The organism is Pseudogemmobacter sonorensis, from assembly GCF_042762395.1.
Taxonomy (GTDB): Bacteria; Pseudomonadota; Alphaproteobacteria; order Rhodobacterales; family Rhodobacteraceae; genus Pseudogemmobacter; species Pseudogemmobacter sonorensis.
In genome coordinates, this window is the sequence record NZ_JBEFZE010000051.1 from 1 (window position 1) to 12,625 (window position 12,625).

Sequence of the window (12,625 nt, forward strand, 5' to 3'; positions counted from 1 at the left end):
GCCCGCCTCGTGCTCTTTCAGAATGCCGATGATCTGATCTTCGGTGAATCTGCCGCGCGTCATCTCTGGTCCTCGCGGTTGGGCCAGTGTCTAACTCAAACTGGATTAGCCACAGCGGGAAACGTCACCGTTAACTATATGTGCCCAGAGAGATGGACAGCTCTGATTGTTGATTTGGACCAGATCCGCGTATCGCCATACCGGCCAGTGGCACATGAAGCCACAACTGAAGGCCTGACACATGAAGGCAATCGATCACATGTTCTGAAATCAGAAATCCCTTGCATTCATTAGGGCATCTACACATGGATCCACGCCCGCCGCAAGCTGATCGAGATCACCCGCACCGGACCCGCGCCGATTGCCGAGGAAGGCGTGGCCCTCATCCGCGATCTCTATGCCATCGAGGCCGAGATCCGCGGTGGCGATCCCGCAACGCGATTGGCTGCCCGACAAGACCGCTCCGCCCCCATCCTCGCCCATATCGACGATTGGCTGATCCACCACCGCGCCCGCGCATCGGCAAAGTCACCCTTGGGCGAAGCGCTCGCCTACATCGCCAAATACCGTCTCCGGTCTCGGCCGCTTCCTGACCGATGGACGCGTCGAGATCGACAACGACACTGTCGAACGCAACATCCGCCCCATCGCCCTGAACCGCAAAAACGCCTTCTTCGCCGACCATGACGCCGGAACCGAAAATTGGGCCGTCATCGCCTCGCTGATCGAGACCTGTAAGATGAGTGGCGTCGATCCCCACGCTTGGCTGACCGCCACACTCACCGCCATCGTCAAAGGCCACAAACAAGGCCAGATCGACGACCTGTTCCCGTGGAACTACCCCGTCACCGTGTGACGGGACAGCGCTTACGATATCGAGGTTTTCGCGAGAATCCTCTCTTTGTCCATCCTCACCGATACGCGGAGGGATGCTGTCGCGACGCTTTGCAAATTGAAAGCGCTGTCCCGGGCATTGTGCCCGCTGGCGAGCTTTCCCACAGCCTCGGTCAGACTGCGGTGGGACGAGGCTGTGGGAAAGCCCGGGTTTAGGGATTTACCGGGAGCATCCTGCCTCGGAGGTGACCCCGAACGGCATTCGAAGGGGCAATGTCGTAGGCATCGTCCATCGAAGAACGTCCTTCCGGGCATCGTTTGCCTCGGTTGTGGTTTCACACCGTCAGGGTCAGTAACCGGGGATCAGCATCCGACTGGCCAGAAACCGAGGGGCCAATATCCGGGAGCCGGAAGCGGATGGGCCAGGGCGAGGCAGTCCCGAACCAGGCAGTCCCGAACCAGATGGGCCGGAGCCCGGCAGCCCTCAGGCGCGGTGCGGATGGCGGGCGATTTGCCGCGGCCGTCCCCGTGCCGGGAAACTGCATCGGATTTCGCTTTGGCTGTTGACTCCTCTTCCTTCGCGCGTAAAAGGCGGGTTTCAGGATTTCGCGGGGGAAGCAGCTTTCTCCCGATGCAGGAGAAATGAAATGGCGAAGCCGACGACGATCAAGATCCGTCTGAACTCGACGGCGGGCACCGGGCACTTCTATGTGACCAAGAAGAATGCCCGCACCATGACCGAGAAGATGGTCGTGCGCAAATACGACCCGGTCAAGCGTGAGCATGTCGAATACAAGGAAGGCAAGATCAAGTAAGATCTGCCGGTTTTGAAGATCGCGGTCCCACGGGGCCATGGTCTTGCGGGAACAAGGGGCCGCGCCTTCGGGTGCGGCCTTTTCGTTTGCGAGTTCCTTCGTTTGCACATGTGCGTGTCCGGGGCGTTCCCCGGCGTTCCTCCGAAGGGGAGGGCTCCATGCGGCGGATCATGATCATCGGCCAGCCCGGCTCGGGCAAATCGACCCTGGCGCGGGAGCTGGGGCGGATCACCGGCCTGCCGGTCGTCCATATCGACCGGATCCATTGGCAACCGGGCTGGGTCGAGCGGTCAAGGCCCGAGAAGACCCGGCTTTGCCTTGAGGTCGAGGCGGGTGAGGCCTGGATTTTCGAGGGCGGCCATTCCGCCACCTGGAAGAACCGGATCCAGCGGGCGGATCTGCTGGTCTGGCTCGACCTGCCGCTGGGGCTGCGCTTTCGTCGTGTCCTCTGGCGGCTCGTGCGATCCTATGGCCGGAGCCGCCCGGATCTGCCCGAAGGCTGCCCCGAGCGGTTGGGGCGCGAGACCTTCGCCTTCTGGGCCTGGATCTGGAACACGCACCATAGCGCGCGCGCGGCGATGGAGCGCCTGGCCGTCTCGGAACACGCGGCGGGCAAGCTGGTTCACCTGCGCAGGCCGCGCGAGGTGGCGCAATGGCTGTCCCGCCTGGAACAAGGTGGCTGAAACGGAAAAGGGCCGGGGAATACCCGGCCCTTCGCATCTTCATCCGCCGTGGGCGATCACTCGCGATTGCCCATGAATTGCAGCAGGAACATGAAGAGGTTGATGAAGTCGAGATACAGGTTCAGCGCGCCCATGATCGCGGCCTTGCCGAGCCATTCCTGATCCCCTGCCGCAGCATGCTGGACATAGGTGTTCTTGATGTTCTGGGTGTCATAGGCGGTGAGGCCCGCGAAGATCAGAACGCCGATCACCGAAACCGCGAAGGCCAGCGCGTCGGATTGCAGGAAGATGTTGACGATCATCGCCACGATCAGGCCGACCAGACCCATCACCAGGAAGGTGCCAAGGCCCGACAGGTCGCGCTTGGTGGTATAGCCGTAAAGCGAGAGCGCCGCGAAGGCGATGGCGGTGACCAGGAAGGTCTGCGCGATCGAGGCCCCGGTGAACACCAGGAAGATCGAGCTGAGCGAAAGGCCCATGGCCGCGGCATAGACGTAGAAGAAAAGCTGCGCGGCTGAGACCGACAGGCGGTTGATCATCGCGCTGAAGGCGAAGACCATGACCAGCGGCAGGAACATCACCACCCATTTCAGGGGCGAGCCGTAGATCGCATAGCCAAGCTGGGTCAGATATTTGCCGTTGCCGAATTCCGCCACGGCCGAGGACGGGTCTGTCGTCACGGCCAGGCCCGAGATCGCCCAGGCGGCGGCGGCGGTGATCACCATTGCCACGGACATCAGCCCGTAGACCTTGTTCATATGGGCGCGAAGCCCCTCGTCGATCCGGGCGCGGGCGCCGACGCCTACACCGCGAACCGTTTCATATTGAGCCATATTGAGCCTCCGATGTTGTCCCTGAGGGCAACGCCGGGGGAACCGGCGCACCTAGTGACCTCGAATATCGGGGAGTTGGCGTCTCTTTTCAAGGATTTCAGTATGAAAAATGCGTTCATTGATACAATGCCGCCGGGCCGGGCGGATCGGGCCGGGGGCAGGTCCGGGGCCGTCAGCGCCGCCAGTATTCGGGCGCGTCCCAGATCGGGCGTTCGGCTTCGATCCGGGCCTCGTCCCGGCTCAGGCCGATATCGAGGAGCAGATGATCGTCAAGCTGAGCCAGTTGGATACGCTCGCGCCTGAGGCCCAGGAGGAAGAGGAGAAGCCTGGGCAGGCCGGGGCGCGGTTCTTGCGCGGGCGAGAGGCGGGCGGATGAGGGGTGGGCGGAATCGGTGCAATCGGTCATGTCGCTTTCCCATTTCATCTGATCCGGTGATGATCGGTCGGATCTTCATCAAGCAGGTTGAAGTCATGCGGCAGTTTGCCCCATAATTGAAACGAATGTTTGTGGTCTGCTGCATCAAGGATGGAGATATGAGGCGTAATCTGGACCTGACGGCGCTGCGCGCCTTCGTCACCGTGGCCGAGGTCGGCGGGGTGACACGGGCGGCGGATTACCTGAACCTGACCCAGTCGGCGGTCTCGATGCAGATCAAGCGGCTGGAGGAATCGCTTGGCCTGCCGCTGTTCCTGCGGGCCTCGCGCAGGCTGGCGCTGTCGCCCGCGGGCGAGCAGTTGATCCCTTTCGGGCGCCGGATGCTGGAGTTGAACGACGAGGCGGTGGCGCGGTTCAGCTCGGCCGCCTTCGAGGGCTCGATCCGCCTTGGCGTGCCGCATGACATCGTCTATCCCGCGATTCCGGGCATCCTCAAGCGATTGACGCAGCATTATCCGCGGGTGCGGGTCAATCTGGTCTCTTCATTCACCATGCTGATGAAGCCGGAATTCGAGCGCGGCGGCTTCGACGTGATGCTGACGACCGAGGACAATCCCGATCCAGGGGCCGAGGTGCTGGCCGTGCGCCCGCTGCTCTGGGTCGGCGCGGTCGACGGCGTGGCCTGGCAGCACCGGCCGCTGCGGCTGGGCTTCAAGGACACCTGCATCTTCCGCGCCTCGGCCCAGGCGGCGCTGGACCGGGCGGGGATCGACTGGGAGATGGCCACCGGCGGCGAAAGCGAGCACGCGGTCGAGGCCACGGTGGCGGCCGATCTGGCGGTGACGGTGCGGATGATGGGCGGTATCCCCGAGGGCTGCGGCCTGATCACCTCGGAAAACGCGCTGCCCCCGCTGGGCGAGATGAAGGTCGCGCTCTACCGCTCGGGGCGGCGGCGGGACGAGGTGACCGAGGCGCTGGTGTCGGAATTGCGCTGCGCCTATGGCGGCTGAGCGGGCGGCTCAACCCGCCCCGGCGCCGAGCAGAACGACCTTGCCGGTGGCGCGGCGCGAACGGATCAGTTCCAGCCCCTCGGGCAGGGCGTCGAAGGGCAGGCTGGCCGAGACATGTGGCCTGAGCCGTCCCTCCTGCCACCAGCGGGTCAGTTCGGCCAGGCTTTGCTTCAGCACCTGCGGCGCGAAGTCCAGATAGCCGCCCCACCACAGCCCGATCACGGTGATGTTGCGCACCAGAAGCTGGTTGAGCGGCACCTGCGGCACCTCGCCCCCGGCGAAGCCGATGGCGAGCATGCGCCCGCCCGGCCGGGTCGCGCGCATGGCGGCGTCGAAGCCGGGGCCGCCCACGGTGTCATAGGTCACGTCGATGCCGCCAAGCGCGCGCAGCCGCGCCTTGAGGTCGGGGTCGGTGCTGTCGATCACCTCATCCGCCCCGGCGGCGCGGGCGATGGCGGCCTTCTCCTCGCCCCGGACCGAGGCGATGACCCGGGCGCCGAGCGCATGGCCGATCTCGACCGCCGTCAGCCCGACGCCCCCCGCCGCGCCGGTGACCAGCAGCGTCTCGCCCGCGCCGAGGCCCGCCTTGACGCTGAGCGCCAGATGCGAGGTGCCATAGGCGATCAGGAAGCCCGCCGCGATCGCGAAGGGCATGTCGTCGGGCAGGGGCACCAGATGGGCCACCGGCACCACCGCGTGACCGGCGAAGGCCCCGCCCGCGACATGGGCCGCCACCCGCGCGCCCGGCTGCAAGGCGCTGCCCGCGGGCTGGCCGGGGCCGAGCGCCTCGACCACGCCCGCAAGCTCCAGCCCCGGGGTGAAGGGGGGCGCCCTGCGGGTCTGGTAGCGTCCCTCGGCCATCAGCAGGTCGGCGAAGTTCAACCCCGCTGCCGCGACGCGAACCAGCGCCTCGCCCGGGCCGGGGGCGGGACGGGGAAGATCCCGCAACACCGGCGCCTGCCCGAGCGCCTCGACCTGCCAGGCTTTCATCCGTTTCCTCCCATGGAAGCCCCCACCGACGGGGCCAGCCTAACCCCTGGCCCGCCATGGCGCCAGATGGGCCCGCGCCGGGCCATCCCGGGAGTGCTGCGGGGCTGCTCCGGTCGCGGTCCTCGGGGGTGGTCCGTGCGGAAAGATGATTCGCGTTTGTGGCGCTCTATCTGGAGGAGAGTTGCCGCTTTCATCTTCACGCGCAGGGCGCGGGCGGGGGATTTCGGCCTGGCAACTATGCAAGCGTATAGTATCGACTGTCCAAATGGACAGGTTTGCGGGCACTTTCGGAAAACGGGAAAAAATCGTTGGATTTCCCGCTGTTGGAGTGGAATATCCTGCGCTTGGATCAGGTTGGTCCAAACAGTGTGCCCGTGTTCATGGAGTCGAGTAGAATGAAGCATCCCGTTGACGCTCATGTCGGCAAGCGTATCCGCCATCGGCGCTGGATGGTCGGAATGACCCAGCAGCAGCTTGCAGACCGCGTCGGAATCAAGTTCCAGCAGATCCAGAAATACGAAACCGGAATGAATCGGGTCAGCGCCTCGCGTCTGTGGGACATCTCGGACGCGCTTGGCGTGCAGATCTCGTTCTTCTTCGAGGGGCTGGCCGAGAGCGACCTGCCCGATGGCGCGCGCGGCGACATGATGGCCGACAAGGAGGCGCTGGAGCTGGTGCGGTCCTATTACGCCATCCCCGAGGCGCAGCGGCGGCGGCTGTTCGATCTGGCGCGGGTGCTGTCGGACGCGGCCTGAAAGCGGTGTCGGGCCCCGCCGACATGGCGCGGCCCGCATCCCACCCTTGACCCCTGCCTCGGCGCCCGTTAGCGCCAGGCAGGACGGTAACTGGGGAAACCTCATGACAATCGCATCGGATGTGGCGGCGGATCTGATCTCGACCGCGCATGAGCTGGCGGATGCGGCGCGGGTCGCCACGCTTTCGCATTTCCGCAGGGCCGGGCTGTCGGCGGACAACAAGGATGCCGCGCGGTTCGATCCGGTGACCGTGGCCGACCGCCTGTCGGAAGAGCGGATGCGCGAGATCCTGGCCCGCCGCCGCCCCGAGGATGGCATCCTGGGCGAGGAATTCGGTCGGGTTGAGGGGCGCTCGGGCCTGACCTGGGCGCTCGATCCCATCGACGGCACGCGGGGTTATCTGTCCGGCACGCCGACCTGGGGGGTGCTGATCGCGGTCTCGGACGCCGATGGCCCGGTCTATGGCCTCATCGACCAGCCCTATATCGGCGAGCGGTTCGAGGGCGGCTTCGGCCGGGCCGAGGTGAACGGCCCGCTTGGTCGCAGCGCGCTGAAGGCGCGTCCGGCGCGGCCGCTGTCCGAGGCCATCGTCTTCACCACCTTCCCCGAACTGGGCACCCAGGCCGAGGCGGCGGCCTTTCGCAAGGTGGCGGAGCGCGCGCGGCTGGTGCGCTACGGGATGGATTGCTACGCCTATGCGCTGATCGCGGCCGGGCAGATCGACCTTGTGATCGAGGCGGGGCTGTATGCCTATGACGTGCAGGGCCCGATCGCGGTGATCGAGGCGGCGGGCGGCATCGTCACCGGCTGGGACGGCAGGCCTTGCCCGATGGGCGGGCGGGTCCTTGCCGCCGCCAATCCGCAGATCCATGCCGAGGCGCTGGCGCTGTTGAACGCCTGAGCGCCGGTCCCAATGACGGCACGGCAGGGCGGGCGGCGCCTGGGCCCCCTTGGCTTTGCCAGCCGGAGCCACGCGTCCCGAACCGGGCCCCCGAGCCGGGTCTGCGCGGAGTCGAGGGTGGAGGGCCGCGCCATCGCGGGCCCGGGATCGCAGACGCGGGGGCCCCGGCCGTGTCAGAGGTCAAGTTCCCAGCCGTCGGGATAGAAGTCATGGGCAAGCGCGATCTGGGTCGCAAGCTCTTCCCAACGCCAGATCTCGTCGGCGCTGATCGCCACCGGGCCGATCGAGGCGATCAGCGTCTCGCCGTCCTTCAGGCGGCGGGTGCGGAACCCCTTCGCGCGCAGGGCGCGCTCCAGCGCGGCCCAGTCCGCGTCGTTCTCCTCGATGAAAAAGGCGTAATCGACCACCGCGCGCGGCGGCAGCTTGACGCCTTTCGACTGGCGGAAGGTGTCGATGGTCTCGCGGCGCTGGCGGGCGTAATCATGGTTCATGGCTTGTGATAGCCTGCCGCCGCCTGCGGCTCAATTCCCATTCGAGGGGCCGGTTCTATGGCGTCATTTCCGGTGGGGAGGGGTTTGCCCCCTTGACCCCGGGAAAGGGGGGCGCTCTGATCCGGCCCCAGTCTAGCCTGCCACCTAGCCCGCCGCTTTGAAACCGCCCCCTGCCAACCCGCCCCTTTTGAAACCGGAGCCGCCCATGCGCGCCCTTGCCATCCTTGCCGCCGCCGCCGTCGTCGTCAGCCTGTTCCTGCCCTGGCTTGCGGGCAATGCGCGGCTTTCGCCGGGCTCCACGCCATGGGACTATCTGCGCGGGATCGAGCTTTCGCTCGACGGGCTGCGCGCGGCGGTCGAGGCGGCGCCGGTCGAGGTGCTGGTCCTGGCCGCCGGTTTCGTGCTGGCGGCGGTGTTTCTGGTGCTGGCGGTGGTGGGGCTGGCGCTCCGGCCGCTCGCGCTGCTGGCCGGGGCGCTGCCGGTCGGCCTTGTCGGCTATCTGTACCTGCGGGCGCGCGACGGGGTGGCGGGGCTTGGCCTGCCGTTGGACCTGTCGGGCAACCTGACGGGGGCGCTGGACATCCTGCGCGACATCGCGGGGCCGGGGCTTTGGGCCTGGGGGATCGGCTCGCTCGCGCTGCTTCTGGCCGGGCTGGTCGGGTTCGGTGCCCGGCGCTAGGGGGCCTGGAAGCTTTCCTGCACCCGAAGATGGCTGTGGCTGTGGGCCTTGCCCGCGCCATGGTCATGGGTTTCGACCTCGGTGCGGATCGAGATGAGCGAGAGCGCGCCATGCCTGATGCCGCGTTCCAGGAACAGCCCCTCGGCATAGGCCGAGACCTGATCGACCCGCCCGCGCATCACCGAGACCTCGACCGCCGCCCGATGGTCGAACGGCACCGAAAACGCGGCGATGCTGTGGTCGTGCCGGTTGTGGCGGCTTTGCGGCACGCGGCGGCTCAGTTCGCGCAGGGTCGGGTCCAGCGTGTAGGAGATGACGCCGATGCATTCGGCCTGCGGCGGTTGGCCCGGCCCGGCGGTAAGGGCGCGCAGTACCAGGTCGCGCAGCGCCTCGGAGCGCGCCATATAGGCGTCGAGCTGCGCCAGCAGCGTGTCGTCGATGGTGACGGCAATCCGCTGCACCGCCGTGCCTTGCCTGCGCCCGTCTCTTGCGCAGCATAGCCCGCCCTGCACCGCTGTCACCCGCTTTGGGCGGGGGTGCAGGGAATGGGGCACCTTCTGGCCATGGGCCGCCATCAGCGCGGCATCGGAAAGCAGCGCCGAGGTGGGGCCGTCGGCCCGGATGCGGCCGCCGTCGAGCACGAGGCTCCGGGGACAGAGTTCGAGCAGCAGCTCCAGATCGTGCGAGGGGATCATCACCAGCCGTTGCAACGTCGTGCCGACGGGCGCGGTGGTCGATGCCTCGGTCGGGGTATCGGCGGCCCAACTGATATTGGCGATGGCGCCGTGACCGGCCTGCCGGGCCTGCATCGCCCAGATCCCGTCGATCGCGTCGGGAAGGAAGGTGAACCGCCCCCCTGATCCGGTTCTCCGCTCTGCCAGGGGTGGGCCGGATCGTCGGGGGCGAAGACCGTGACCTGCGCCCCGGCCATGGGCGCGCCGGTGTCGTAAAGCGCGCGGATGGTGATCGCCCGGGTCTCGGTCGCCTCGGTCCGGGCGGCATGGCTTGCGGCGGTGTCGGGCAAAAGCGCCGCCATCCGCCGCCCCGGCCTATTCGAAACGGGTGGCACAGTGGCCCTCTTCGACATGGCCGATATGCAGGCCGGAGAGGTCGACCTCATGCATGCCCCCTGCGGCGAAGGCGTCGAAACCCGGGGCGCCAGTGTTCATCGGATCCCCGGCCGCGCGGTCGGCGCCCCCGGAGATATGGTCGAGGTGGAAAGTCAGCTCCAGCTCTCCCCTGCCTTGGGTGGGGACGAATCCCTTGTGTCCCTCACCGACATATTCGCCGCAGCTATAGGGATGGCGGTCGTCGCTGGTCAGGGTCAAGGGGAGGGTGGTGCCGTCGCGGCGCGCGGTTCCGATGAAGATCATGGACTTGCCCCGCCATTCGCCCGAAGGCGCGGGGACCACGGACCATTCCAGAGCATTGTAATGGCCTTCGGGCGTTGGGGCGCTGCCGATATGGACGCGTCGGCCGTTTGCGCGGTCTTCCGCCCGGGCGGTCAGGTCCAGGGTGATCGGCCCGCAGGGATCGAGCGTGACCTGCGTTGCGGCCTGTGGCCTGCCGCCGGCGGCGGCGAAGGGCGGATCGACCTGATAGGCGGTGATGGGGCCGAGGGTGACGAGGATCTGCTCGAACCGGATCTCCCAGCCGTCGCGGGTCAGCTGCAGTTCGAGGAAGCCCTCGGTCGCCAGCTCTTCGCCATAGGCGAAAAAGGCCAGTTCGGCGTCGGCGGCTCCGGCCTGCAGGGCCAAAGCCGCCGCAAGGCAGGCGAGGGAGCGGTTGCGCATGGCTTCTCCCGGTTTGTATGATTTATTTTAAAAGTAAGACTAATGCATTCTGGCCGGGCAATCGCCGCCCGATCCTGTGGCGGTGGCGGACTGGTGCGATGATGAAAGAATGGGCGCTTTTACCTGCCGATTGGGCGAAAAGCGGGGCGCCGAGGCGGCCCGGGATCTGAAACGATCTGCGCGGGTCTGGATCAGCCAGGGGGCCGTATTTCGAGCGGCCGTAGGCGGCGCGGTCATGAGTGTGCATCTCTTTGTGGCCCCGGGACGGGCAGGCGGCGCAGGCAGGCCCGGCGCCGGGGTTGGATTGCAGGCCCAGCCTTTTGCCTGAGATGGCGCCGGTCGAGATCAGGCGGCGCTCGATCATGCCGCGGATCGCCGCACTTTCCCGGCGGAGCCCGGGGCAGGGGGGGCTTCGGGACATGCCGGGGCCAAAGGCCAATGGCCCCGATTTCCCCCTCGTCGGCGGGTGAAAGCCCATGGCTCCCCGCTTGCGGGCGCCGGGGGCTGGCCTATGCTGCGGGCATGGGAATCGTGAACATCGTCAAGCTCTGCGTGGGTGCCGAAAGCGTCGAGGATCTCGCGCTCTGGCAGGAAGAGAACAAGGCCCGCTGGCCGGAGGGCCGCGCGGCCCATGTCACCCGCATGTGGCCGCGCCGCGAGTCCGAGGTGCTGGGGGGCGGCTCGCTCTACTGGGTGATCAAGGGGGTGATCCAGTGCCGCCAGCGCATCCTCGGGCTGGAGGAGGTGCGGGGCGAGGATGGAATAGCGCGCTGCGCCATCCTGCTCGACCGCCGGATCCACCGGACCGAGGCGGCGGCGCGGCGCCCGTTCCAGGGCTGGCGCTACCTCGATCCGGCGCAAAGCCCACGCGACCTGGCGCCGGAACGCGAGCGGGACGATCCGCTGCCCCCCGCCCTGGCGCAGGCGCTGGCCGAAATCGGGCTGAGGTGAGGGACTGCGCGGACATGTAGGGAGGCTCCGCCCCGCACCGGCTTTTTCCCAGGTCTGGCGGCTGAAATCGAGTGCGGGGATCTGCATCGCGGCGGACCGGAAAGGCGCCGCCGGATAGGCGGGGCGTGGCCGAGGTGTCGCGTCCCGGTCAGCCGGAGAAAATGGCTGATCTTCGCACCTGCCGCAGGGGGGGCACGAGATCTACCGTCCGGTCGCCAGGACCCGCCCGCCTTTCCACCGGGTGCGCCCGAGGCAGGGGCTGGGGCAAGAGGGTTCTCCGAATGAAACAGGGGGGCGATTGGCCCCCCTGTCTTCGGTTGACTTCGGTGAATTCTGGCCTCAGCGCGCGGGTTTGGAGAAGCGCCCCTCGATCTGCGCGCCGCTTTCGATCACCAGCGAGGTATAGCTGACATCGGCCAGCACCTGCGAGGTCGAGCGCATGGTGAAGCTTTCGCTGTCCACCCGGCCGTCGAGGCGGCCGCGCACCTCGACATTGGTGGCCCGGACGGCGCCCGAGACCCGGCCCTCATGCCCGACGGTCAGCGCATCGGCGGCGATATTGCCGTCGACCTCGCCAAGGATCTCGACCGCGCCCGAAGTCACGATCTCGCCGGTGATCTTCAGGTCGGTGCCGAGCACGGATTTTCCGGCATTGCTGCCCGGATTGCGGGCCGGAATCGGCGGCGCGGCGGTCTGGTCTGCGGTTTTCGGAAACATGCTGGAACTTCCTGTAGGAAAGATTGCGATGATAAGGTGAGATCGGGCGGCCATGGTCAAGAGGCGCGGCGCCCCGACGGCACGGGGCGCGGGGATTCCCGCTTGCCCGATGCGGGGCCGGGGCGGGTTCCGGGCCGGATCGGGGCGCCGGTGGGGGGTAGGCCTGACCCGGTGACCCGCAGGTCGGCGGGGCGATTCGCGTGATAATGGCACGCAGGGAGGGAGCGCTGCTGTGGAGCCATGCGACCCGCTGGGTTCGGACTTTGGCTGCCGCGTTGGCGCTGGATTGCTCGATCCCGGCGATGGCCCTGGTCCGAGTCCCGGGCAGGGCCGGGGGTGCGAGGCCGGTGAGAGAATGTGTCGCGCGCCCGGATGAGGGCTGCATCCCTGGAAGGGGCGACCAGTCTCGCTTGCGGCCGATCCGGTGCTGGTCGACGGCTTGTCGCGGCGTTTCCCGAAGCGGGAATCGCTGAAGGCATTATCGCCGTGATGGTTTCCTGCCCGGGAATCGCATCGACAGCGCAGAGATTCGGCCGGGATTCGTCAAAGATTCGCCAGACTTATCCACAGATCGGCATCCGGCCGGGGGATAACTGCGCGAATTCGGGCAGAGGGTCGCCGCTGAAACCGAGAAAAACAGGGACTTTGACAGAAAAACGTCATGATCTGCATTTTTTCACTTGCGGGATTTGATTGTGGGGCCTAGATACCGGCTCACCGAAACGGAACGGACGGTTGAGCGCGGCGGAAGCGGCGCGGTGCTGGCGGGAAGTGACGGGCGCTTCGGCCTTGAGGTT

Annotated in this window: 15 protein-coding genes and 1 pseudogene; 9 read left to right on the forward strand and 7 right to left on the reverse strand. The window is 67.1% G+C overall.

The features are described from left to right. From ABNX41_RS20700 to ABNX41_RS20715, 4 genes and pseudogenes are all read left to right on the forward strand, one after another. Window positions 1-294: hypothetical protein (locus ABNX41_RS20700; RefSeq protein ID WP_438671591.1), on the forward strand; the 294-nt coding region annotated here is incomplete at its 5' end. 6 nt (window positions 295-300) lie between these two features. Beyond that, window positions 301-856, forward strand: a pseudogene (locus ABNX41_RS20705) (IS66 family transposase); the annotation flags it as partial. Between the two features lie 625 nt (window positions 857-1,481). Beyond that, on the forward strand, window positions 1,482-1,649 hold the full coding sequence (rpmG, locus tag ABNX41_RS20710; protein WP_017928995.1) for a 50S ribosomal protein L33: 168 nt from the start codon (window positions 1,482-1,484) through the stop codon (window positions 1,647-1,649). Between the two features lie 158 nt (window positions 1,650-1,807). After that, complete coding sequence (locus ABNX41_RS20715; protein WP_438671592.1) at window positions 1,808-2,332, forward strand: AAA family ATPase; 525 nt, start codon at window positions 1,808-1,810, stop codon at window positions 2,330-2,332. Between the two features lie 56 nt (window positions 2,333-2,388). On the opposite strand, the gene ABNX41_RS20720 is transcribed toward ABNX41_RS20715, so the two are convergent. Next, complete coding sequence (locus ABNX41_RS20720; protein WP_438671593.1) at window positions 2,389-3,165, reverse strand: Bax inhibitor-1/YccA family protein; 777 nt, start codon at window positions 3,163-3,165, stop codon at window positions 2,389-2,391. A 172-nt stretch (window positions 3,166-3,337) separates the two neighbouring features. Further along, entirely contained in the window at window positions 3,338-3,589 is a 252-nt protein-coding gene (locus ABNX41_RS20725; RefSeq protein ID WP_438671594.1) for a DUF1127 domain-containing protein, read from the reverse strand. 110 nt (window positions 3,590-3,699) lie between these two features. On the opposite strand from ABNX41_RS20725, the gene ABNX41_RS20730 reads away from it, so the two are divergent. Continuing rightward, the gene (locus tag ABNX41_RS20730) at window positions 3,700-4,551 is read left to right on the forward strand and encodes a LysR family transcriptional regulator (protein ID WP_438671595.1); all 852 of its coding nucleotides are present in this window, start codon (window positions 3,700-3,702) and stop codon (window positions 4,549-4,551) included. Between the two features lie 9 nt (window positions 4,552-4,560). Here ABNX41_RS20730 and ABNX41_RS20735 read toward each other — a convergent pair whose 3' ends face one another. Then, on the reverse strand, window positions 4,561-5,541 hold the full coding sequence (locus tag ABNX41_RS20735; protein WP_438671596.1) for an NADPH:quinone oxidoreductase family protein: 981 nt from the start codon (window positions 5,539-5,541) through the stop codon (window positions 4,561-4,563). A 395-nt stretch (window positions 5,542-5,936) separates the two neighbouring features. On the opposite strand from ABNX41_RS20735, the gene ABNX41_RS20740 reads away from it, so the two are divergent. Together ABNX41_RS20740 and ABNX41_RS20745 are read left to right on the forward strand one after the other, a co-directional pair. Next, a complete protein-coding gene (locus tag ABNX41_RS20740; RefSeq protein ID WP_438671597.1) occupies window positions 5,937-6,296 on the forward strand; it encodes a helix-turn-helix domain-containing protein in 360 nt (119 codons plus the stop codon). Window positions 6,297-6,399: 103 nt separating this feature from the next. Further along, window positions 6,400-7,197, forward strand: coding sequence for an inositol monophosphatase family protein (locus tag ABNX41_RS20745; protein WP_438671598.1), 798 nt, complete (start codon window positions 6,400-6,402; stop codon window positions 7,195-7,197). A gap of 173 nt (window positions 7,198-7,370) precedes the next feature. On the opposite strand, the gene ABNX41_RS20750 is transcribed toward ABNX41_RS20745, so the two are convergent. After that, entirely contained in the window at window positions 7,371-7,688 is a 318-nt protein-coding gene (locus ABNX41_RS20750; RefSeq protein ID WP_438671599.1) for a ribonuclease E inhibitor RraB, read from the reverse strand. A 205-nt stretch (window positions 7,689-7,893) separates the two neighbouring features. Between ABNX41_RS20750 and ABNX41_RS20755 the strand changes: the two genes are divergently transcribed. Further along, window positions 7,894-8,367: a hypothetical protein gene (locus ABNX41_RS20755; protein WP_438671600.1), complete on the forward strand. Its 474-nt coding sequence runs from the start codon at window positions 7,894-7,896 to the stop codon at window positions 8,365-8,367. Here ABNX41_RS20755 and nikR read toward each other — a convergent pair. Both nikR and ABNX41_RS20765 read right to left on the reverse strand, forming a co-directional pair. Then, window positions 8,364-9,176 (reverse strand): nickel-responsive transcriptional regulator NikR, encoded by an 813-nt coding sequence (gene nikR / locus ABNX41_RS20760; protein ID WP_438671601.1) that lies wholly within the window; start codon window positions 9,174-9,176, stop codon window positions 8,364-8,366. The two genes, ABNX41_RS20755 and nikR, sit on opposite strands and share 4 nt — an antisense overlap. 240 nt (window positions 9,177-9,416) lie before the next feature. After that, window positions 9,417-10,160 (reverse strand): hypothetical protein, encoded by a 744-nt coding sequence (locus ABNX41_RS20765; protein WP_438671602.1) that lies wholly within the window; start codon window positions 10,158-10,160, stop codon window positions 9,417-9,419. 522 nt (window positions 10,161-10,682) lie between these two features. On the opposite strand from ABNX41_RS20765, the gene ABNX41_RS20770 reads away from it, so the two are divergent. Then, complete coding sequence (locus tag ABNX41_RS20770) at window positions 10,683-11,111, forward strand: DUF1489 family protein (RefSeq protein ID WP_438671603.1); 429 nt, start codon at window positions 10,683-10,685, stop codon at window positions 11,109-11,111. Window positions 11,112-11,450: 339 nt separating this feature from the next. Here ABNX41_RS20770 and ABNX41_RS20775 read toward each other — a convergent pair whose 3' ends face one another. Then, window positions 11,451-11,828, reverse strand: coding sequence for a bactofilin family protein (locus tag ABNX41_RS20775; protein ID WP_438671604.1), 378 nt, complete (start codon window positions 11,826-11,828; stop codon window positions 11,451-11,453). Between the last annotated feature and the right edge of the window lie 797 nt (window positions 11,829-12,625).

Bases quoted from the DNA above. Each gene is read 5' to 3' on its own strand.
- rpmG (WP_017928995.1), top strand. From the start codon at position 1,482: ATGGCGAAGCCGACGACGATCAAGATCCGTCTGAACTCGACGGCGGGC.
- ABNX41_RS20715 (WP_438671592.1), top strand. From the start codon at position 1,808: ATGCGGCGGATCATGATCATCGGCCAGCCCGGCTCGGGCAAATCGACC.
- ABNX41_RS20720 (WP_438671593.1), bottom strand. From the start codon at position 3,165: ATGGCTCAATATGAAACGGTTCGCGGTGTAGGCGTCGGCGCCCGCGCC.
- ABNX41_RS20725 (WP_438671594.1), bottom strand. From the start codon at position 3,589: ATGAAATGGGAAAGCGACATGACCGATTGCACCGATTCCGCCCACCCC.
- ABNX41_RS20730 (WP_438671595.1), top strand. From the start codon at position 3,700: ATGAGGCGTAATCTGGACCTGACGGCGCTGCGCGCCTTCGTCACCGTG.
- ABNX41_RS20735 (WP_438671596.1), bottom strand. From the start codon at position 5,541: ATGAAAGCCTGGCAGGTCGAGGCGCTCGGGCAGGCGCCGGTGTTGCGG.
- ABNX41_RS20740 (WP_438671597.1), top strand. From the start codon at position 5,937: ATGAAGCATCCCGTTGACGCTCATGTCGGCAAGCGTATCCGCCATCGG.
- ABNX41_RS20745 (WP_438671598.1), top strand. From the start codon at position 6,400: ATGACAATCGCATCGGATGTGGCGGCGGATCTGATCTCGACCGCGCAT.
- ABNX41_RS20750 (WP_438671599.1), bottom strand. From the start codon at position 7,688: ATGAACCATGATTACGCCCGCCAGCGCCGCGAGACCATCGACACCTTC.
- ABNX41_RS20755 (WP_438671600.1), top strand. From the start codon at position 7,894: ATGCGCGCCCTTGCCATCCTTGCCGCCGCCGCCGTCGTCGTCAGCCTG.
- nikR (WP_438671601.1), bottom strand. From the start codon at position 9,176: ATGCAGGCCCGGCAGGCCGGTCACGGCGCCATCGCCAATATCAGTTGG.
- ABNX41_RS20765 (WP_438671602.1), bottom strand. From the start codon at position 10,160: ATGCGCAACCGCTCCCTCGCCTGCCTTGCGGCGGCTTTGGCCCTGCAG.
- ABNX41_RS20770 (WP_438671603.1), top strand. From the start codon at position 10,683: ATGGGAATCGTGAACATCGTCAAGCTCTGCGTGGGTGCCGAAAGCGTC.
- ABNX41_RS20775 (WP_438671604.1), bottom strand. From the start codon at position 11,828: ATGTTTCCGAAAACCGCAGACCAGACCGCCGCGCCGCCGATTCCGGCC.